The 18920-nt window shown below is 69.0% G+C and carries 22 protein-coding genes and 2 pseudogenes; 8 read left to right on the plus strand and 16 right to left on the minus strand.

The annotated features are described in order from the left end of the window. Positions 1 to 23 precede the first annotated feature (23 nt). Positions 24 to 1415: a nitrate/nitrite transporter gene (locus tag IW249_RS31545; RefSeq protein WP_196924124.1), complete on the plus strand. Its 1392-nt coding sequence runs from the start codon at positions 24 to 26 to the stop codon at positions 1413 to 1415. Positions 1416 to 1539: 124 nt separating this feature from the next. Here IW249_RS31545 and IW249_RS31550 read toward each other — a convergent pair whose 3' ends face one another. Continuing rightward, complete coding sequence (locus IW249_RS31550) at positions 1540 to 2457, minus strand: NAD(P)-dependent oxidoreductase (protein ID WP_307788771.1); 918 nt, start codon at positions 2455 to 2457, stop codon at positions 1540 to 1542. Positions 2458 to 2541: 84 nt separating this feature from the next. Here IW249_RS31550 and IW249_RS31555 point away from each other — a divergent pair, with 84 nt between their 5' ends. Further along, complete coding sequence (locus IW249_RS31555; RefSeq protein ID WP_196924126.1) at positions 2542 to 2922, plus strand: winged helix-turn-helix transcriptional regulator; 381 nt, start codon at positions 2542 to 2544, stop codon at positions 2920 to 2922. 434 nt (positions 2923 to 3356) lie between these two features. Further along, positions 3357 to 3635, plus strand: coding sequence for a MerR family DNA-binding protein (locus IW249_RS31560; protein WP_196924127.1), 279 nt, complete (start codon positions 3357 to 3359; stop codon positions 3633 to 3635). A 192-nt stretch (positions 3636 to 3827) separates the two neighbouring features. Here IW249_RS31560 and ptsP read toward each other — a convergent pair whose 3' ends face one another. From ptsP to IW249_RS31600, 8 genes are read right to left on the minus strand one after another with little or no spacing between them, the layout of a single operon-like run. Beyond that, on the minus strand, positions 3828 to 5501 hold the full coding sequence (ptsP, locus tag IW249_RS31565) for a phosphoenolpyruvate--protein phosphotransferase (RefSeq protein WP_196924128.1): 1674 nt from the start codon (positions 5499 to 5501) through the stop codon (positions 3828 to 3830). Next, positions 5494 to 5769: an HPr family phosphocarrier protein gene (locus tag IW249_RS31570; protein WP_124820844.1), complete on the minus strand. Its 276-nt coding sequence runs from the start codon at positions 5767 to 5769 to the stop codon at positions 5494 to 5496. Before IW249_RS31570 ends, ptsP begins: the two co-directional genes overlap by 8 nt. 9 nt (positions 5770 to 5778) lie before the next feature. After that, complete coding sequence (locus IW249_RS31575; protein ID WP_196924129.1) at positions 5779 to 6819, minus strand: zinc-dependent dehydrogenase; 1041 nt, start codon at positions 6817 to 6819, stop codon at positions 5779 to 5781. Continuing rightward, the gene (locus IW249_RS31580; protein WP_196924130.1) at positions 6816 to 7250 is read right to left on the minus strand and encodes a PTS mannitol transporter subunit IIA; all 435 of its coding nucleotides are present in this window, start codon (positions 7248 to 7250) and stop codon (positions 6816 to 6818) included. Before IW249_RS31580 ends, IW249_RS31575 begins: the two co-directional genes overlap by 4 nt. Beyond that, complete coding sequence (locus IW249_RS31585) at positions 7243 to 7551, minus strand: PTS sugar transporter subunit IIBC family protein (protein WP_124778212.1); 309 nt, start codon at positions 7549 to 7551, stop codon at positions 7243 to 7245. The genes IW249_RS31580 and IW249_RS31585 overlap by 8 nt, the downstream gene beginning before the upstream one ends. Before the next feature lie 4 nt (positions 7552 to 7555). Further along, a complete protein-coding gene (gene mtlA / locus IW249_RS31590; protein ID WP_196924131.1) occupies positions 7556 to 8716 on the minus strand; it encodes a mannitol-specific PTS transporter subunit IIC in 1161 nt (386 codons plus the stop codon). A 60-nt stretch (positions 8717 to 8776) separates the two neighbouring features. Then, positions 8777 to 9685, minus strand: a complete 909-nt coding sequence (gene pfkB / locus IW249_RS31595; RefSeq protein WP_196925044.1) for a 1-phosphofructokinase — start codon at positions 9683 to 9685, stop codon at positions 8777 to 8779. A gap of 13 nt (positions 9686 to 9698) precedes the next feature. After that, the gene (locus tag IW249_RS31600) at positions 9699 to 10460 is read right to left on the minus strand and encodes a DeoR/GlpR family DNA-binding transcription regulator (RefSeq protein WP_112676261.1); all 762 of its coding nucleotides are present in this window, start codon (positions 10458 to 10460) and stop codon (positions 9699 to 9701) included. A gap of 111 nt (positions 10461 to 10571) precedes the next feature. Here IW249_RS31600 and IW249_RS31605 point away from each other — a divergent pair, with 111 nt between their 5' ends. Beyond that, positions 10572 to 10892 carry a hypothetical protein gene (locus IW249_RS31605; RefSeq protein ID WP_196924132.1) on the plus strand — a complete coding sequence of 107 codons (321 nt, stop codon included), beginning with the start codon at positions 10572 to 10574 and terminating at the stop codon, positions 10890 to 10892. Positions 10893 to 11072: 180 nt separating this feature from the next. Here IW249_RS31605 and IW249_RS31610 read toward each other — a convergent pair whose 3' ends face one another. The 3 genes from IW249_RS31610 to IW249_RS34605 form a co-directional block, all read right to left on the minus strand. Next, positions 11073 to 11723, minus strand: coding sequence for a hypothetical protein (locus tag IW249_RS31610; protein WP_196925045.1), 651 nt, complete (start codon positions 11721 to 11723; stop codon positions 11073 to 11075). Positions 11724 to 11861: 138 nt separating this feature from the next. Next, a complete protein-coding gene (locus IW249_RS31615) occupies positions 11862 to 12542 on the minus strand; it encodes a DUF4253 domain-containing protein (RefSeq protein ID WP_196924133.1) in 681 nt (226 codons plus the stop codon). Between the two features lie 305 nt (positions 12543 to 12847). Continuing rightward, positions 12848 to 13639, minus strand: coding sequence for a hypothetical protein (locus tag IW249_RS34605; protein WP_231392737.1), 792 nt, complete (start codon positions 13637 to 13639; stop codon positions 12848 to 12850). A 97-nt stretch (positions 13640 to 13736) separates the two neighbouring features. On the opposite strand from IW249_RS34605, the pseudogene IW249_RS31625 reads away from it, so the two are divergent. After that, positions 13737 to 13967, plus strand: a pseudogene (locus IW249_RS31625) (IS5/IS1182 family transposase); the annotation flags it as partial. 6 nt (positions 13968 to 13973) lie between these two features. Here the strand turns inward: IW249_RS31625 and IW249_RS31630 are convergent. Together IW249_RS31630 and IW249_RS31635 are read right to left on the minus strand one after the other, a co-directional pair. Continuing rightward, positions 13974 to 14150 (minus strand): hypothetical protein, encoded by a 177-nt coding sequence (locus tag IW249_RS31630; RefSeq protein ID WP_196924134.1) that lies wholly within the window; start codon positions 14148 to 14150, stop codon positions 13974 to 13976. A gap of 61 nt (positions 14151 to 14211) precedes the next feature. Beyond that, complete coding sequence (locus IW249_RS31635) at positions 14212 to 14850, minus strand: TetR/AcrR family transcriptional regulator (RefSeq protein WP_196924135.1); 639 nt, start codon at positions 14848 to 14850, stop codon at positions 14212 to 14214. A gap of 60 nt (positions 14851 to 14910) precedes the next feature. Here IW249_RS31635 and IW249_RS31640 point away from each other — a divergent pair, with 60 nt between their 5' ends. The 3 genes from IW249_RS31640 (at position 14911) to IW249_RS31650 (ending at position 17367) form a co-directional block, all read left to right on the plus strand. Then, a complete protein-coding gene (locus IW249_RS31640; RefSeq protein ID WP_196924136.1) occupies positions 14911 to 15579 on the plus strand; it encodes a class I SAM-dependent methyltransferase in 669 nt (222 codons plus the stop codon). Between the two features lie 71 nt (positions 15580 to 15650). Continuing rightward, positions 15651 to 16343 (plus strand): DUF6348 family protein, encoded by a 693-nt coding sequence (locus IW249_RS31645; RefSeq protein ID WP_196924137.1) that lies wholly within the window; start codon positions 15651 to 15653, stop codon positions 16341 to 16343. Between the two features lie 127 nt (positions 16344 to 16470). Next, positions 16471 to 17367 carry an IS5 family transposase gene (locus IW249_RS31650; protein WP_196924138.1) on the plus strand — a complete coding sequence of 299 codons (897 nt, stop codon included), beginning with the start codon at positions 16471 to 16473 and terminating at the stop codon, positions 17365 to 17367. A gap of 18 nt (positions 17368 to 17385) precedes the next feature. Here IW249_RS31650 and IW249_RS31655 read toward each other — a convergent pair whose 3' ends face one another. Both IW249_RS31655 and IW249_RS31660 read right to left on the minus strand, forming a co-directional pair. Next, a complete protein-coding gene (locus IW249_RS31655) occupies positions 17386 to 17919 on the minus strand; it encodes a GNAT family N-acetyltransferase (RefSeq protein WP_196924139.1) in 534 nt (177 codons plus the stop codon). Positions 17920 to 18231: 312 nt separating this feature from the next. Beyond that, positions 18232 to 18840 (minus strand): annotated as a pseudogene (locus tag IW249_RS31660) (VirB4 family type IV secretion system protein); the annotation flags it as partial. Between the last annotated feature and the right edge of the window lie 80 nt (positions 18841 to 18920).

The raw sequence follows: 18920 nt of genomic DNA on the forward strand, positions 1-18920 counted from the left end.
CGAGGACTCACCTGGGAGGAACCATGACCACGGCCGTGCCCGGCAGCATCGAGCAGGACCCGCGCAGCCTGACCCTTCGCGGACACTGGATCGACGACTGGCGGCCCGAGGACCCCATCTTCTGGGAACGCCGGGGATCCCGCATCGCCCGGCGCAACCTGATCTTCTCCATCTTCTCCGAACACATCGGCTTCTCCATCTGGACGATGTGGTCGGTGCTGGTGCTGTTCCTCGGGCCGCAGTACGGCATCGATCCGGCCGGGAAATTCCTGCTCACCGCCGTGCCCGCACTGGTCGGGTCGGTACTGCGGATCCCGTACACCCTTGCCGTGGCCCGGTTCGGCGGCCGCAACTGGACCGTCATCAGCGCGTCGCTGCTGCTGATCCCGAGCCTGCTCGGCGCCTTCCTGATCCGGCCCGGCGTCTCGTACTCGACGCTGGTGCTCATCGCCGCGCTGGCCGGCGTCGGCGGCGGGAACTTCGCCTCCTCGATGGCGAACATCAACGCGTACTACCCCGACCGGCTCAAGGGTTGGGCGCTGGGCATCAACGCCGGAGGCGGCAACCTCGGCGTCGCCGCGGTCCAGCTCGTCGGCCTGTTCGTGCTGGCAGTCCTGGGGACGGCCAGTCCCGGCATCGTCGCCGGCATCTACCTGCCGGCGATCGTGCTGGCCGCGCTCGGTTCCGCGATGTTCATGGACAACCTCAGCCATGCCCGCAACGAGAAACGGGCCATGCGTGACGTCACCCGCGAACCGCACACCTGGATCATGTCCCTGCTCTACATCGGCACGTTCGGGTCGTTCATCGGCTTCGGGTTCGCCTTCGGCCAGGTGCTTCAGGTGCAGTTCGCCGACACCTTCGACACCCCGGTGAAGGCCGCGTACCTGACGTTCCTCGGACCGCTGCTCGGCTCGCTCATCCGTCCGGTGGGCGGCGTGCTGGCCGACCGGCTCGGTGGGGCCCGGGTCACCTTCGTGAACTTCGTGGCGATGGCGGCCGGCGCGTCGATCGTCCTGCTCGCCTCCCAGCAACGTTCGCTGCCGTTGTACCTGGTCGGCTTCATCGCGCTGTTCGTGTTCAGCGGCATCGGCAACGGCTCGACGTACAAGATGATCCCGGCGATCTTCCGGGCCAGGTGCGGTGTGCAGTTGACCGCCGGCGGTGCGGCCGACCCGCATGACCGGGCGGCGGAGCACGAGGCCCGGCGCCTCTCCGGCGCGCTCATCGGCGTCGCCGGTGCCATCGGCGCGTTTGGCGGAGTCCTCGTCAATCTTGCCTTCCGGCAGTCGTTCCTGGCCTACAAGACCGCGGATGCGGCCTACATCGCCTTCATCGCCTTCTACGCGATCTGCTTCGTCATCACCTGGTTCGTGTACATGCGCCCGTCGCCCGGGAGACTTGAGGGCGTCTGACAGCCGCCAGCCTGGCCAGTCCCCGGTCACCCGCAAGACCGTGCCGTGCGGCCGGTTGCACCTGTATCCCGACGTCGCCGCCGCCCGCCGTACGACGAACGACGGCAAGGTCCGGTTCCGCAAGTCAGCTGATGAGAGGACGCCGCTTGTCCCGTGGCTCGCGGATGCTGTCGATGATGCGGGTCCAGTTGTCGCCGCCGTGCCCATTCTCGATTGCATGCCGGTAATGCGCTCGCACGGCCAGAGGAAGCGCGAGGTCGAGGCCCAGTGTCGTGCTGGTCTCGACAATGTGGTCGGCGGTCGCGCCCATCATGGTGACCGTGCTGAGGTGGCCGGGGTGTTCTCCGGCGTCCATTGCTGCGCCGAGGGTTTCCTCGCCGGCGCGGAGGAGGGCGCCGATCGACTCGGCCGAGGCGATCAACTCCGGCATTGCCTCCGTGGCCTTCATTCCCGTGGCGCCCAGCATCGCGGTGGCGTGCATCAAAGCGGACAGGGTGCCGAGGAATACCGCGAGCTGGGCTTGATACATCAGCTGGGCGAGACCCGGGTCCTCGCCCAGGTGTTTCGGCTCGCCGATCTGGGCCAGCGCCTCTCGGCTGCTGTCCAGCACCTCGCTGGGGCCGCTGTAGTAGACGTATGCCGCGTCCGTGCCGACCATCGGCGCTGGGACCATGACGCCACCGGTGAGGAAGGCCGCGTCGTGGGCCGCCGCCCAGGATGCCGCCTCGCGGCTGCGGTCGGGGGTGTCGGAGCTTAGGTTGACCAACGTCCGGCCGGCGAGAGACGCGGTGGCCGGACCGAGGATGTCGTACATCGCCTGGTAGTCGGTGAGGCTGAGGATGACGAGGCTGCTCGCCTCGACCGCCTCGGCGGGTGTCGCCGCGAGCGTCGCGCCGTCGGCGACGACGCCCTCGGCCCGGCCGGTGGTGCGGTTCCAGACCGTGACGGGGTGGCCGGCGGCGAGGATGGTGCGGGTGATCGCCTGGCCCATCGGGCCGAGCCCGATCACGGTGACGGCGCTGTTGTGCTGTTGGTTGTTCACCTCTCCATGCTCGGCGACGTGTCACTATTCTCGTAAGTACCCACTAAGTTCTGCGGTACTTACCTTTAAGTAAGGGGATCAGCGATGGCCAAGGCACCCCGACGCGGGCCCTACATCTGCGGCATCGATGCGGCGCTCGACCTGGTGAGCGGCAAGTGGAAGGGCCTGATCCTCTGGGAACTCGAGGCCCATGGCGTACGCCGTTTCGCGCAGCTGCGTCGGGGTCTGCCCGGAGTGAGCGAAAAGATGCTGACACAGCATTTGCGCGAGCTCGAGGAGGACGGCCTGGTACACCGGAAGGTCCACGCCGAGGTGCCGCCGCGGGTGGAATACTCTTTGACCGAGCACGGGCGCACGCTCAACCAGGCGCTCGGGCCGCTCGGTGCCTGGGGGAGCGAGCGGATCCGTCGCGATGCCGCCGAGATGGTCGACGCGGCTTCCGAAGACCGCGCGGCCCTGCGCTGATCAGGGGGTTCAATCCGCGGTGTCTCAGCAATGCCGTGGCTACGGCGACCTGCGCGCCGGCCACGACGTCGATGTGCAGCGTGGGGCCCGGCGTCCAGCCCAAGGTCCGCAGCAGTGCACGGGCGGTGACCCGGCCGGCGGCGTCGGGGCGGCCCACGTCAATTGCACGCCATCGCCACTGCGGGCAGCGGGCGCAGGCAATGTCGGCAGCGGCGCCGGCTCCGGTGATGCGACCGGCAGTGGGAGGTACGAGCGCCTCGGCGATCTACTCGTCGCGCCAACGAGGGCGCGGGCGATCACGACTCACCTGACCCCCGCCAGCGGGGAGGCAAGGGTGTCAGCGCAGGTGCACCGACTCCCGGGAGACGGTGCTGCACGAATGCTACGTGACAGGCCGACGCACACCCTCCGGTACTACGAGCAGGGAGGGACTGGTGCGGCCCGCCCGCAACGCCTCCGGGTACCGCGAGTACTCCGCATCCGACCTGCGCCGCCTCGTCTTCCTCACCCGGATGCGCCTGTCCGGCATGACCATGACCGACCTCAAGCGCTACATCTCGCTCGTCGAGCAGGGCCCGAGCACCGTCACGGAACGCCGACGCATCATGCGCGACCAGCACGACCGGATCACGCGGCAGATCCGTGAGCTCAGGCTGGCGCTGGAGACCACCGAGTACAAGACCCGCGTCTACGACGGACACCCGGAAGGCTGACGCACGCCCGCTGTCCAACCTGGTATGGACACCGGTGGGAGCGGCGCCCAGGATGTGCTGTGGGCCTGCTGCCGATGGCCGGTGGCCGGTGGCGAGGGTGCGCAGGGTGGTTGCCAGGTCGGCCATTTCGGCGTCGACGCGGGCGGGTTCGCCGGTCGGCAGCCAAGACCATCGTCGTTGACCGTGACCGGCTCACCGAACGGACACGCCGTCGCCGATCCGGAGCTGGCGCGAAGCACCGGCCGCCGCCGCCCGGGCTGCCTCCGGGCTGGGGGCGGCCAGGGCCGCCTCGGCGATCTGGCGGCACTCGTCCAGGGTGTGCTGGGCCAGGGACTCACGCACCGCCGGAATGCTGCGGGGCGCCATGGACAGGCTGGTGATGCCCAGGCCTGCCAGCACCAGGGCGAAATCGGGATCCGCTGCGGACTCGCCACACACGCCGACTGGCTTGCCCGCCTCGACGCCGGCTGCCGCGCAGGAGGCGAGCAGCGCGATCAGCGCGGGCTGCCACGGGTCGAGCAGGTCAGCGAGGTCGCCGCACATGCGGTCAGCAGCGAACGTGTACTGGCTGAGGTCGTTGGTGCCGACGCTGAGGAAGTCCGCGTGGCGCAGCACCTGGCTGGCGCGCAGGGCCGCGGCCGGCACCTCGATCATCACGCCGGCGGTCGGCAGGCCGTGCTCGCGGCAGGACTCAGTGAACGCTGCCGCCTCCGCCGCCGTGGCGACCATCGGCGCCATCACCCAGACGTCGGCGTCCGTCGCCGCAGCCGCCGCCGCGATCGCGGCCAACTGCGTGGTGAGTACGGAAGGTGTCTGCCGCGCGACCCGCAGACCGCGGATGCCCAGCGCAGGGTTGGGTTCATCGGCCAGACGCAGGAACGGCAGCGGCTTGTCGGCGCCGGCGTCGAGGGTGCGCACGACGATCTTGCGGCCGGGCAGCGCGGCGAAGACGTCGCGGTACGCGGTTACCTGCTCTTCGTGAGACGGCGGGTCGCTGCGGTCGAGGTAGAGCAGCTCGGTGCGGAACAGGCCGACGCCTTCAACCTCGCCGGTGAGGTCGCGAGCGGAGCCGATGTTGGCCAGTAGCGCGATGGGATGGCCGTCCGCGGTCCGCCCGGGGCCTCGGGAGCGGGCGCGGCGGTCGATCTCCGCGAGCCGGTCCGCGTTGACAGTGGTCACCGTCTCGGCGGAGACACCGGCCACCACGACGCCGCTCGTGCCGTCGAGACTCGCCAGCACGCCGTCGGTCACGTCCAGGATGCCCGGGCAGCGGACCACGGCCGGGATACCGAGTGTCCGGGCCAGGATCGCGGTGTGGCTGGTCGGCCCGCCCTCGGCCGTGATCAGGCCCAGCACCAGGCCCGGCTCGAGGCCGGCGGTGTCGGCGGGCGCCAGGTCGCGGGCGATGAGCAGGTACGGATGGCCAGGGTCCGGCACGCCCGGCATCGGCAGCCCGAGGCACGCCGCGACGAGGCGGTCCCGCAGGTCGTCGAGGTCGCTGACCCGCTCGGCGAGGTACCCGCCTGCGGCTTCGAAGGCGGCCCGGTGCCCGGCGAGCACGTCGGTGATCGCGTGCGGCGCGTCCGCACCGCCGTCGATGGCGATGTCGGCCGCGTCAATGAGCGTCTCGTCCTGCGCCATCATGACCTGCGCGCGCAGGACCTCGGCGGCGGTCACGTCCAGGGCGGTGTCCGCGCGACGGGTCAGGTCGGCGGCGACGGCGAGGACCGCGGCCCGGACGGCCGCCTTCTCGGCCCCGGGATCAACGCTCTCCACCAGCGGCGGCAGGGCCGGCGGCGGGGCCAGCCGGTAGACCGGCCCCGCCGCACCACCGGGGCTGGCCCCGATCCCCCGAAGTTCACGCATCGACGGCGTCCAGATCACGTTCGAGGAGGTCGGCCAGGGTGTCGACGGCGGCCTGAGCGCCGTCGCCGTCGGCCTCCAGGGTGACCTCGGTGCCCTTCTTGGCGCCGAGCGACAACACGGCGAGCATGCTGCGGGCCGGCACGGGTTTTTTGTCGCCGCTGCGGATGGTGACCAGCACCGGCTGCTTCGCCGCCTCGGCGACGAACAGCGCCGCCGGTCGGGCGTGCAGCCCGCTGGCGGAGCCGACGAGGACTGTTCTGGTGGGCATCGGATCCCCCTAGGGTTCGATCGTCACCTTGATCGCTTCGCCGCGCGCCACGATGCCGAAGGCGTCGAGGGCGCGGTCGAGCGGCAGGCGGTGGGTGATGAGGTCGGCGACCGGCACGGAGCCGTTGGCGATGAGTCGCAGCGCTTCCTTGTTGTGCTCCGGGCTGGAGCCGTTGGCGCCGACGATGGTCAGTTCGCGGTAGTGCACGAGGTTGGAGTCCAGGGAGATGACCGGCTTGTCCTTCGGCAGGCCGCCGAAGAAGCTGATCCGGCCCTGCCGCGCCGTCATCTGCACCGCCTGCTCCTGTGCGACGCCGGCGGCCGTGGCGGTGATGACGACGTCGGCACCCCGGCCCTCGGTGAGCTTGAGTACCGCGTCGACGACGTCGGTCTCGGCGCCGCAGATCGCCGCGTCCGGCCGGACCAGGTTGGCGGCCAGGTCGAGGCGTTCGCGGTTGAGGTCGACGAGGAACACCCGGGCCGCGCCGCGCGAGCGGGCCAGGCGGACGTGCAGGCAGCCGATCGGCCCGGAGCCCACGACGACCACGTCGTCGCCTTCCCCCACACCGGCGAGGTTCTGGCCGTTGAGGACGCAGGCGAGAGGCTCGGCGACGGATGCCTCGGCGAAGCTGAGTCCCTCGGGGATCCGGTTGAGTCCGTCGACGGCGAGGACGTTGTGCGGCACAACCATGTGCTCGGCGAACCCGCCGTCGAAGTGGTAACCCATCGACACCTGGTTGGGGCACACCGTCATCCGGCCGCGCCGGCACTCGGCGCACTGACCGCACGGGATGGCGGCGATGACCTGGACCCGGTCGCCGGGCTGCCAGCCCGTGACGTCGGCGCCGACCTCGACGATCTCGCCGGCGATCTCGTGGCCCATGACGCGCGGCGGGGCGATGTGGTGGTGGCCGAAGCGGGAGATCTTCACGTCGGTGCCGCAGGTGGAGCATGCCCGGACGCGGATCTTCACGTCGGTGGGGCCCGGCGTGGGCTCGGGGGCGTCCTCGATGCGGACGTCACCGGGTGCGTGGAATCGGACAACCTTCACGAGGGGTTCCCTTCAAGGATGGTAATCACGTCATCGGCACTCGTCGACTCTCGTAGCCGCTGCGCCTGCGCTGGGTCCATCAGCACCGAGGCGAGCTGGGCCAGGATGTCCACGTGCCCGTCGCCGGCCGCGGCGATGGCGACGCAGACCCGCACGTCGAAGCCGTCCCAGTCGACGCCGTCCGGGAAGCGCAGCACCGCGAGGGCGTCGCGCTGGACCGACTCCTTGCTGTTCAGCGTTCCGTGCGGGATGGCGACGCCCTCCCCGACATACGTGGAGACGCTCTGCTCACGGGCGAGCATCGCGTCCACGTACGCCGGGGCGACCGCGCCGACCTCGACGAGTACCGCGCCGCAGCGGCTGATCGCCTCGTCCCGCGATCCGGCCCGCTCGTGGAGCCGGATCGCGTCGCGGGCCAGCAGTTCAGCCACTCAGCTCACCACCGCGCTGCACCGCGTTCACGACCCTGGTGACGGCCGGGTCGCCGATGAACACCTGGATCGGCACGATTACCTTGTCGGGCGCGCTGACCCGGGCCCGTGCGGCGAGCCCCTGGTGGCAGATGACCACGTCCGCGTCCGCCGGGATCGAGTTGACCGGCGTGTGCTCGACGGTCACCGCGTTCTTCGCGAGTTGCCGCCGTAGTTGGCTGGCCAGCATCACGCTGCTGCCCATGCCGGCGTCGCAGGCGACGACGACCTTCTTGATCTCGGTGCCGTTGATGGTGGACATATCTTCAGACCTCCTGCTTCGCAGACTTGTTCAGGGTCTCGTCGGGGTCGACAACCCTTTCCTCGTCCGGGCGGACAGCCGTCTCCTCGTCGGGGCCGACAGCGTCTGCGGCGGGCTCGCCGCGGCCGAAGCCGAGCAGGGCTGAGGCGACCGCGAAGGTGACGGCGGCGGCGATTACGACGCCGAGGATGACCCCGAAGTGGCCGCCCTTGGGGGTGACCGCCAGGTAGGCGAAGATGCTGCCCGGCGAGGGGGTGGCGACCAGGCCCGCACCGGTGATCACGAAGGTGCCGACGCCGGCCGCACCCCCGGCGATCATGGCGAGGATCAGCTTCGGCTTCATCAGCACGTACGGGAAGTAGATCTCGTGGATGCCGCCGAGGAACTGCACGATGATCGCGGCCGGGGCGCTGGGGCGCAGCGCGCGGGGGCCGAAGACCATGAAGGCGAGCAGCAGACCGAGACCGGGGCCGGGATTCGACTCGATCATGAACAGGATCGACTTGCCCTTGTCGGCCGCCTCGGCGATGCCCAGCGGGCCGAACACGCCATGGTTGATGGCGTTGTTGAGGAAGAGCACCTTGGCGGGTTCGACGAGCACCGAGGTCAGCGGCAGCATGTCCTTGCCGACGAGCCAGTCGACGCCCGAGCCGGCTTGCTTGGTGAGCCATTCGACCACCGGACCGATGCCGTAGACACCGCCGATGGCCATCGCGGCGCCGATGATGCCGGCGCTGAAGTTGTCGACCAGCATCTCGAAGCCGGGACGGATCTTGTTTTCGATCAGGCCGTCGAACAGCTTGAGGACATAGGCCGTGAGCGGCCCGATGATCATCGCGCCGAGGATCATCGGCACATCCGCGCCGACGACGAGGCCCATGGTCGCCACCGCGCCCACGACGGCACCGCGCTGGCCGTGGACCAGCCGGCCGCCGGTGTAACCGATGAGCACCGGTAGCAGGATGCTGATCATCGGGCCGACCAGTTCGGCCAGGGTCTTGTTGGGGATCCAGCCGGTCGGGATGAACAGTGCGGTGATCAGGCCCCAGGCGATGAACGCGCCGATGTTGGGCATGACCATCGCGGCCAAGTAGCCGCCGAGGCGTTGCACAGTGGCTCTGAGGCCCTGGCCCTTCACCTCTGGTGTGTAGGAAGAGGAGGTCACGGGGGTATCTCCTTCATCGAGGGGCGGTCCAGACGGCCGCAGGGGAAGAAGCTCGTCCGGCTAGGGGTGGATGGTGACGTCGTGGCGGAACAGGTCCGCTGGGCCGGGCATCCGGCTGCCGGGCAGGCTCACCGCGGCGGCGCCCCAGGCCAGGCCCTCAGCGAGAGCGACGGCACCCTGCGCGCCCGCAGCGAGGAAGCCGGCGAGCAGCGCATCGCCGGCGCCGACGGTGCTCCGGGGCCGGGCGACCGGACAGGTGCCGGTGCGGACCCCTTCGGCATCGACCAGGACAGCGCCGTCAGCGCCGAGGCTGGCCACGACGGTGCTGGCTCCCCATGCCCGCAGGCGCTGAGCGGCATCGATCACATCGCCGAGGTCCTTCAGCGGGGTGCCGACCACGTCGGCCAGTTCGTCGCGGTTGGGCTTGAGCAGGGTCGCCCCGGCCAGGGCAGCCTCGCGCAGGGCAGGACCGCTGGTATCGACGGCGACCCTGACGCCGGCAGCGCGCAGCTTCCGGCACAACTGAGCGTAAGCGTCGGCGGGCAGGCCGGGCGGGACGCTGCCGCACAGCACGACCCAGTCGGCACCGCTGGCACGGGCGAGCACACGGTCGATCACCTCGTCGAACTCGGCGCGGCACATGGCCGGGCCAGGCTCGTTGATCTTGGTGACCGTGCCGTCGGGCTCGGCCAGGGTGATGTTGGAACGGGTCCTTCCGGAAATCGACACGGCGAGGACGTCCACACCCTCCGCCTTCAGTAGGCGGATGAGCTGGTTGCCCTCGTCACCGCCGGACGGCAACACCGCTACCGACGGCACCCCGTTGGCCAGCAGGGCACGGGATACGTTGACGCCCTTGCCGCCGGGGTCAAGGTGAGCGGTGGCAGCCCGGATGACTTCGCCCCGAGTGAGTGAGTAGACCTCTACGGCCCGGTCGAGGCTGGGGTTGAGGGTGACGGTGACGATCATGCCCGGCCCGCTCTCATGCGCGTACCACCCGAACGCCTGCGGACTCCAGGTCACCGACCAGGTCGAGGTCGGCACGACTGTCGGTGATGAGCAGATCGACGTCGGCCAGCTCAGCGAACCGGGCCAAATAGTCGTTGCCGAGCTTGGTGTGATCGGCGACCACCACCGTGCGGCGGGCCGCACGGACCATCGCCCGCTTCACCGCCGCCTCGGACGGGTCCGGGGTGGTCAGCCCACGCTCGACCGAGATGCCGTTGGTTCCGATGAACGCGACGTCGACGTAGAGGTCCGCCAACGGCGACAGCGCCCAGTCGTCGACGGTCGCCAGGGTCTTCCCGCGGACCCGTCCACCCAACAGCAGGACGTTGAGGTTGGCATAGGTACCGAGGGTCGTGGCGATGACCGGCGAGTTGACCACGACGGTCAGCTCACGGTCGACCGGGAGCAGCTGGGCCAGCCGGGCGGTCGTGGTGCCGGCGTCGAGGATGATCGCGCCCTCCTCCGGCACCTCGCTCAAGGCGAGCTTGGCGATGCGCTCCTTTTCCTCGATGAGTACCGCGTCACGCGCCGCCAGCGCGGGCTCGAACCCGAGCCGTTCGACCGGGATCGCTCCACCGTGGACTCGGCGCAACACGCCGGCCCGCTCCAGGATGGTGAGATCGCGGCGGATGGTCTCCGACGTCACGTTGAGCCCATCGGCCAGGCCAGCGACCTCGACCCGGCCCACGTCCCGGGCGATGCGAAGGATCTCCTGCTGTCGTTCTTCGGCGTACATGGTGTTGTTTCACCGCCGTTTCGTTTTGCTTGTGCTTTGTTTACGCCCGGCTTTGAGGGAAGTCAAGAGAAGCGCCACAGAAAGCCACACCGGCCGATACCAGCAGGACGAGTGGACCTCCATGGCCGACTCGTCGAACGCAGTCGCCGACACGACACGCTCGCCGCCGCCCACATCCACGCCACCCTTGGCGCCGCCGCTGTCGAACTTGACGACGTGATGGGCCGCCCGCGCGCTGCCGAGGATGCGGTAAACGAGGCGAGCGCTCGGGCGTTCGTCGTGAAGGAACGCTTCGACGGAGTGAAGGATGCGCTGCGCGGCTACCGCCAGGATTTGCTGGCGGACGGGACGCCCGCTAAGGCAGCGGATCGACTGATGGCGTGGCGGTTCGACGGCGAGGACGCTGGAACTGCGGCAGAGCCGCAGCAGTGACCACCTCAGGCCGCCGTTGGTCACATGGCCTCGACAGCGGCCTGCACCTTCTTCGCTTGCGTCGGCCTCGCCTTCCCCGACACCCTGACGCGTATCGTCCAGACAGCGGCAGATCCAGCTACAGGTACACCGCTTCCCTGCTGCTGTGTCCGAAAGAGGGTGAAAGAGTTCTCGATCGGGTTAGACGTGGCCGGTCCAGGGTTGTCCCACGCCCGCGCGTACCACGCTGCGACCACGTGACAGGTCAAGAACATCTATCAGGGTGGGGTCCTCGTCGGCGGCATGGTGCAGGTGCCCGGCTTTGCCGTTGGTGCCGCTCGCGTCGGAGGCTCCGATCAACTGCCAGACTCCGTCGTCGGCGTCGTGACTGACGAATAGAACAGGCTCATGGCGTTCGAAGACTTCAGGGGTCTGGATACAGACGGTGCCCAGCAGCCAGTGCCGCATCCACCAGGCTCGCCGGTCGTGCCGCATGACGTGGTCGGTGACCCACCAAACGAACGGCAGGTCCTCGTGGGCCCGCGACTGCTCCGCGGTCAGGTCCGGACCGCCCTGCGGCACCCGCTCGAACGGCTCGTCGACGAGGGAGAACGCGTGACCGTCCTCGTTCGCGAAGATGACGGCGTGGAAGGTGCCACCCCCAGGATTGCCGGCACCAATCCCCACGGACAGACGGGCGACGTGCGGGTCCGAGCCGCTGGTCCAGCCGAACGCGTACGAGGCCAACTCACCGTGCGGCCCCACGAACTCGCCGAACGCCCGCCGGTCCATGCCTGTGGCGTCGGCCGTCGAGGTTTCAACGAGGGCACCCTCCAGCACCTGGATCCGCATTTCCACGACGGCAATTTAACTGATCGAGAGCCTCATGCCGCAGGCACAGGCCACCACTACCTAGCGTGCCGTCTCGGCACCGACGGCTGGCGCCGACGGCTCAATCCCGGCCAGCGGTGAATGATGATGAGGCACCGGTCAGGGGCGATCGTGCAGGAACCATGCGTCGCCCTGGGTAAGCGCGATCGCGAGTTGCCACTGCTCGCACTGCAAGCTGCCACCGACGGCCATGTGCTGCCCGGCGAGCTCCCACGCCTGCGAGCCCGAGTGCGGCCGGCGTTGGGCAGTGAACTGCAGCATGGTGCCCCAGCCGGCGATGAGGGAGGCGCCCCACCGCTGCTCCCACTGCCACATGGCCGCTGCCAACGCCGGAATACCGTTGTCGCGGGTCGCTCCGAAGTAGGGCACCCAGCCGGGGGCCAGCCACTGCGACGTCGTGGGCAGCAGCACCAGCTGCACCTCGGGCCAGGTGTGCCATCTGCTCGTGCCGACAAGGTATTCGGACCCGCGGAAGGCTCGGGAGGCGAGTTCCGGGTCGGCGAGCACGGTGTCATAGGTCCACCTCTGCAGCGCCGCCGAGGTGGTCGGTAGGGTCAACTGCTCGAGTGCCGCGGCGACCATCTCGCCACCCAGGAACGCTCGAACATAGCCCTCAACCTCTGCCTGGCCCTGGACGGCATCGCTGCCGTATCGCTGATACACCGGCCAGGGGTCCAGCGTCCGAACTGCCAGGTCCAGTTCAGCGATCTCATCAGTGTCCGGTTCGTGGTCGAGGTCGCCCGGCAACGTGAAAACCGGCCATCGGCCGGTAACCGGCATGGCGGCATGAGCCGCCCGCCAAGCCTCAAGGAGTCAAGCAGGATCGACATCCTCCACCAGGAAGGTACGGCCGGCTCCCTCCCGGACGGGATGCCCACGCAGGGCGGTCGCTCGCAGGGCAGATGCGATGTCAGTCGCGTTGTCCATCCGTGCAGCCATACAAGCACGGTAATTCCAGCCACCGACACGCCCCGCCTGACCCTACGGGGCGCTCAACCTCCGCAAGGGCATCACGCCGCTGGCAGGCACCGTGTCGCAATTACGTAATCCTCGGCCAGGTCCGACTGCACGTCGACCGTCGCACCCTACCGGCAACCGCCATGCACGAACGGCTGCACAGCCCAGTACTGAGCGGCGGCCGACGGCACCGGGCCAACGGCGAGAACCCACTCGTCGCCGAGCGTGCCGATAACGAGGTCGCCGTCCTCGAACCGCAACACGAGACCAGCGCAGACCTCGTCAACGTCTTGGCCGACGATCACAGCGCCGTCAGTGAGCCGGGCGCCGACGAACCCGGACAGCACGTCCGGACGCCGCGCCGGTCCGACCCTCGTCTCTCCGTACTCGTCCATGTCGTAGGAACAGTACGGATCCTCCTTCGCGAGCAAGAGTTGATCGCCACCACCGTGCAGACCCACCGGCATCGCGCTTCCGAAGAACAGCCACGCGTGCAGCAGGCTCTCGACATCCGCTTCACGCCGTCCCTCAGACCAGTACCGGGCCTCCGTCACAGCCTCGAGCCGTCGGCCCACCATGCTCCCCAGCCACGACGCGACCATCCCAGGATCGCTGAAACCCAGGTACGGCACCGGGTACTCGACGCGCAACGCCTGCCACACAGCGCGGGCAGTGGCCTCGTAGACGTCGCCCACACTGGTGTCGACCTCGGTGACGACAAGATTGGTGACGGTTACCCTCGCCGCTGCGGGGAGTCCACGCAGAGCCCACCGAGCGCCCAGCTCAGCTTCCCGCCGGTGTTCGTCGACCGCGGCGGCGGTCACCTCTACGTCGAACCAGCTCGATGCTGCGACCTCGACGGTGACCTGGGCGAATCGCGAGGAGCGATTCGTCTGCTGCAGGAGGCGGAAGGTCGTCACGGCTCTGATGGTTCCAGGCAAGTTCCAGCCTCGGGAGGTCAGAGCCACGCAAACCGCCACCCCCGGCAGACGGTGAAGCCCAAGCGGGTCAGTCGCACGAGACGTCATCCCCGAACGCAGCGACCGAGTCGCTCGCCGGGCCGCCAAGGGCAGCGCCGGCGGCCGACCACCGGCCTTCGACAAGCAGGTCTATAAGAAGCGCAACGTCGTGGAACGCTGCTTCAACCGGCTCAAGCAGTGGCGTGATCTGGCTATCCGTTACGCCAAACGCGCATCCCTCTGCCGGGCCAGCCTAGTCCTCATCGCCGCCACCATCTGGCTCCGATGACTCGCGTCAAGGCTGCACGATGGCGGCGAGCCGCGCTGTCATGGGCCACACGTCCACGACCCACCCGTCGGGCGTCACCTCAACATGCGCGCGCAGCGGCTCGATGACCGCTGATGGCAGCTCCCACGAGCGTTCGAGGACATCGTCCACGCCGAACTTCTCAACCATGTTGACCACAACCACGGCGAGACTCTAGCCAAGACACCCTGCCGCACCGATCCATGATCGGAAGGACAGGCTGGCCCTAGCCGGGGTCGGCGCAGATGTGGGAGGTCAAAGCGGTGCGGGCCCACTCTTCCCACGTGTCCGGTGACCAGTCGCGGTCGCGGACGAAGATCAGGTAGAGCTGCGGGCTGAGAAGGCCGAACAACAGGTCCGCCGCCATCTCGATGGAGAGGCCGGGACGGATGTCGGGCTTGCCGGCCAGGGCTTCGGCCGCTGCGTACTGCACGGTGTAGCGCGGGTCGGGGCCGTCCGGCCACTGTGCGGCGATCTCGGGGTCGGTGGCTGCGGCTGTCGCGATCAGCGGCATGATCGGGGCGACCCGGCCCAGGATCTCGCGGGTGCCGTGGACGTGCGCGCGCAATTGCCCGGCCGCGGTGGGCTCGGCGCACGCGGCGCGGAACCACTCACGATCCATGGTGGCCACCGGCTCGGTGTCCCCGGCGATGGACGTGTCGACGACGTCCTTGAACAGCGTGCGCTTGTTGCCGAAGACGAAGTAGACCGTCTGGACGGCGACGCCCGCACGGTCCGCGACCTCCTGCAGGCTCGTCGCCCCGTAACCCTGCGCGACGAACAGCTCGCGAGCCGCCTCGACGACCTTTTCGCGGGTACGGCGTGAACGCTCGGCTCGCTTGTCCGGCCGCTTGACCCTGTCCATATGGCTAGCTTATCTTTAGAGCACGTCACTAGAGTTCGACTCTAAATTCTTGGAGGAGACATGGACCGGCCCCCCGCCACTCGGACGCCAACACCGGACCTGACCCCCACGCAGCGAGACCCGGAGGAGGAGTCCGTCCACCGCGCACTGGAGGGCTACTACCGCACCGGCACGCCACCGTGGGACACCGGCGTAACGCCGCCCGAGCTGGTCGACCTGGTCGAGGGGCACGACGCACTGCCGCCCGGCCGCGCCCTCGAACTCGGCTGCGGCACGGGGACCAACGCCACCTACCTCGCACGGCACGGCTGGGAGGTGGCGGCCGTCGACCTGATCGACCACGCCGTCGACCAGGCCAGGGAGAAGGCCGCGGCGGCGGGAGTGACGGTACGACTGCTGCACGGAGACGCCACCCGCCTCGACGAACTGGACGTGCCGGGCCCCTTCGACCTGTTCTTCGACCTGAGCTGCTACTGCGGGATCCCGCTACACCGCCGCGACGCCTACGCCGCCGGGCTCACCCACCGCGCCGCTCCCGGAGCACGGCTGCTGATGTTCGGGTACGGCCCCGAGCCGCTCGGCAATCCGATCCACGACGTCACGTCGTGGGCGGCGGGCGTCACCGCCGACGAGCTCCGCGCCAGGTTCCCCGGCTGGGAACTGATCGACGTCACACCCGGCACCAACTCGGTGCCGACCTTCTGGTTCACGCTGCGCCGCGACGCCTAGTGCCCTGACCACCAACGTTCACGATGTTGCTCGGCCCACGGCACTGAGCGTTGCCGGTATGGTGAACCACCATGATCGACCAGCGGCCGACCCCACAGCCCCTCCCTGCCGAGCGTGTGTTGGAGCTTGCCGCGCCGATGCTTGCCGAGGTCGGTGGCGAGTGGCTGCTGACCGAAGGGCCGATGCTGCGGTCGGGATCGTTGGGCGTCCGGGTTCTTCCGTCGGACAGCGACGACTACCGCCACCTGGACCTGGAGATCCTGCTGAATGTCGACCGGCCGGACGTGCCAACGGTCGTCGACTGCACGCTTGGTCTTGCGGCTGATCCGGTCGAGGCGGCCCATCAGGCGATCCAGGCGTGGATGGAGACCTGCCTGGTGACGGTCCTGGAGATGATCGAGCAGCAAGGGCGACTGGCGAACCACTTCAGGTCCGGCGACCAGGGCGGGTTCGCCGGCTGGCATGCGATAGTCGGCAGTGTGACCGGGTGGTCCGTTGACGGATCACAGGCTAAGCAGGAGTGGTTCGCTGAGGCGATGCCGTGGTCGACCCTGGCGCCGGTGATCGCGGCCGGGCTCGACCGCCCGTATCTCAATGGCGTTCGCATGCTGGTCGGCCAGGGTGGTGACTCCACCGAGTGCGAGGTCCGGATCAACGGCCAGCGGCACGAACCGTCCGCCGCGGCGCTCGCCGCCCTGGACTGGCCGCGTACCGACCGTTTCGGCCTGGCACGCACCTTCGTCCTCCTGGTCGGCCCCGACTAGCGCCGTGTTTCATAGGGCGCGGCTGAGCGTTGGCAGGCCGCGACGGTTGGTGTGTCGGTGGCCGAGATGTGGCGAGGTCTCCGGTAGATGGTTCATCGACGAAGAAGACCATCAGTCCGGAGACCTCGTGGCCAGGGTAGCGGTGACGAGGCGGTTCGACCTGACCGACGCGCAGTGGGCGGCGCGGGCGCCGCTGCTGCCCGTGGGTAAGAAGCCGGGTCGACCGCCGAAGTGGAGTAAACGACGACTCATCGACGGTATTCGGTGGCGGGTGCGGGTGGGCTCGCCCTGGCGCGACGTGCCGGAATGCTACGGGCCCTGGCAGACCGTCTACGGGCTGTTCCGGCGCTGGCAGCGCGCCGGGATCTGGCAGCGCATCGTTACCGGGTTGCAGACTCGCCCCGACACTGCCGGATTGATCACCTGGGACGTGAGCGTGGACTCCACTATCGCCCGGGCGCATCAACACGCTGCCGGCGCCCGTCGCGAACCCGATGCGCAGAAGGAGCCACCTGGCGGTAGCGGTGAGCCGGAGCCCACCGATCACGCCTTGGGTCGCTCTCGTGGCGGCTGGACCACCAAGCTGCACCTGGGCTGTAAACAGGGCCGTCAGCCTCTTGCGATGCTGCTTACCGCCGGGCAGCGCGGTGACAGCCCGCAGTTCACCACGATCCTGGCCAGGATCCGGGTACCTCGGCCCGGCGGCGGCCGACCCCGGGTCCGACCCGAACGAGTCCTCGCCGACAAGGCATATAGCTCGAAGGCCAACCGCGAGCACCTGCGCCACCGTGGCATCACGGCATGCATCCCGATCAAGGCCGACCAAGCGACCAACCGTCGTAAGAAGGGCTCGAAGGGCGGCCGACCACCAGCGTTCGACGCTGAGATCTACAAGCAGCGCCACGCCGTCGAGTGCGGCATCAACCAGCTCAAACGCCACCGCGGCGTCGCCACCCGATACGACAAGCTCGCCGTGCGCTACCAGGCCACCCTTCACGTCGTCGCAATCAACGAATGGCTATGACCGCAGCCGTGAAGGGGTTTAGCTGCCTGCCGTCGGCAATCGCATCCTGTAGATGTTGCGTAGCTCCCCGTTCACTTCGGCCGTTTTCCACCACCGGAACCCCAGCTTTCGGCTGACGTTCTGCGATGGGTGGTTATCCGGGTGAATGATCGCGAGGAGGTCGCCGCTGTACTCGCCGGCAGCTCTGACCAAGAGGGCTGCGGTTGCCTCAGTGGCGTAGCCCTTGCCGCGAGCCGCTGGAACGAGTCGGTAGCCCCACTCCAGCCATCGGTGGCCCTCCAGATCGATCCAGTCAACTCCTGTGTAGCCGACGACAACGCCGGACGACAGATCAACGATCGCCTGCTTGGCGAACGAGACTTCCGCGCATCGCAAGATCATCCGATCGAACCGCTCGTTGGCCTCGCTGAGTGACAGGACACCGTTGGAGAAAGTCATGAAGCCCTCGTCGCAGAAGAGCTCTACGAAACGTGGCCGGTCCGCCTCAACGACGTGACGAACCAGGAGCCGAGGCATCGCCACGGCACGAAGATCTGATTGCTGCTCCGGCACGCTGACCAGTATGCCGTTGACGGCGAGGCGCGACGCCCGCGCATCGACGGGCGGTCCGGCCCGCTGATGGCCACGGCCCGATTGTGCAAGGCACTGGCCGAGGACGGGCGCTTCACGCTACCGCTACATCTGAAACAGACCCTAGCGCCGTGACCGCACCGTTGGTCGGGGTTGGTCAGGCCGCCCTCGTGGTGCAGCTGATGTTCACGTGTCGGACCGGTCAGTGAGAGCACCGACAAGAGGGGCCGGGCGCCGCCGTTGCCGACGGCCCGCGGCCCCCCGGATATGTGGCCGGTCCCGGACGGTCGGGTGTCACTCGTCGTCGGGCACCTCCAGGTCCCCGATGCACAGCCGGTGCTCCTGCGGGGAGGCCACCGCCTGGAAACCCACCCGGTGGGTGCCCGAGATCAGCAGGCCTTCGCCGCGGCCGGCGGAGAGCAGTACCCGGGCTTCACCGGCGGTCAGGCCGAACACGTCGGCGATGACGTCGATGGCCTGCGGTGCCTGCCGCAGCAGCACCTGGGTGGCGGCGTTCGCGATGACCACCTGCCCGAGCTCGGAGCCGAGCAGGTCCCCGACGTCCTGGGTGATGACCGCCAGCCCGGCCCGACGTTTGCGGGCGGACTTCGCGAGGCGGGACAGGAACCGGGCGCCCTCACCGTCGCGCAGCAGGGTCCAGGCTTCGTCGACGACGACGAGCCGCCGGGGTGTCTGCGCGCAGCGGACGGCCGGGGTGTCGACCTCCCGCCAGATCGCATCCAGCGCCAGGAGCATGCCGGGGGCGCGCAGTTCGTCGGCGAGGTGCCGGGTGGACCAGCACACCAGCTGCCCGCTCGGGACGGTGGTGGTGGGGCCGTCGAAGAGGTCCCGGAACGATCCGGTGGTCCACCGCGTCAGCCGGGCGGCGAGGGTGTCGGCGGCGTCAGTGCTGGGCACGGGCCCGATTCACGAGAACGGGACGCATGCGTTATTTTCCCCACAGATCGAGTCTATTGACGCAG

Source organism: Micromonospora vinacea, from assembly GCF_015751785.1.
In the GTDB taxonomy this organism is placed as follows: domain Bacteria; phylum Actinomycetota; class Actinomycetes; order Mycobacteriales; family Micromonosporaceae; genus Micromonospora; species Micromonospora vinacea.

What these genes read in the sequence shown, in the direction of transcription:
- IW249_RS31645 (WP_196924137.1), top strand. Translation starts at nt 15,651, where the DNA reads ATGATCGACCAGCGGCCGACCCCACAGCCCCTCCCTGCCGAGCGTGTG.
- IW249_RS31615 (WP_196924133.1), bottom strand. Translation starts at nt 12,542, where the DNA reads ATGCCGGTTACCGGCCGATGGCCGGTTTTCACGTTGCCGGGCGACCTC.
- IW249_RS31640 (WP_196924136.1), top strand. Translation starts at nt 14,911, where the DNA reads ATGGACCGGCCCCCCGCCACTCGGACGCCAACACCGGACCTGACCCCC.
- IW249_RS31585 (WP_124778212.1), bottom strand. Translation starts at nt 7,551, where the DNA reads ATGTCCACCATCAACGGCACCGAGATCAAGAAGGTCGTCGTCGCCTGC.
- IW249_RS31635 (WP_196924135.1), bottom strand. Translation starts at nt 14,850, where the DNA reads ATGGACAGGGTCAAGCGGCCGGACAAGCGAGCCGAGCGTTCACGCCGT.
- IW249_RS31610 (WP_196925045.1), bottom strand. Translation starts at nt 11,723, where the DNA reads ATGCGGATCCAGGTGCTGGAGGGTGCCCTCGTTGAAACCTCGACGGCC.
- pfkB (WP_196925044.1), bottom strand. Translation starts at nt 9,685, where the DNA reads ATGATCGTCACCGTCACCCTCAACCCCAGCCTCGACCGGGCCGTAGAG.
- IW249_RS31600 (WP_112676261.1), bottom strand. Translation starts at nt 10,460, where the DNA reads ATGTACGCCGAAGAACGACAGCAGGAGATCCTTCGCATCGCCCGGGAC.
- IW249_RS31545 (WP_196924124.1), top strand. Translation starts at nt 24, where the DNA reads ATGACCACGGCCGTGCCCGGCAGCATCGAGCAGGACCCGCGCAGCCTG.
- IW249_RS31555 (WP_196924126.1), top strand. Translation starts at nt 2,542, where the DNA reads ATGGCCAAGGCACCCCGACGCGGGCCCTACATCTGCGGCATCGATGCG.
- ptsP (WP_196924128.1), bottom strand. Translation starts at nt 5,501, where the DNA reads ATGCGTGAACTTCGGGGGATCGGGGCCAGCCCCGGTGGTGCGGCGGGG.
- IW249_RS31570 (WP_124820844.1), bottom strand. Translation starts at nt 5,769, where the DNA reads ATGCCCACCAGAACAGTCCTCGTCGGCTCCGCCAGCGGGCTGCACGCC.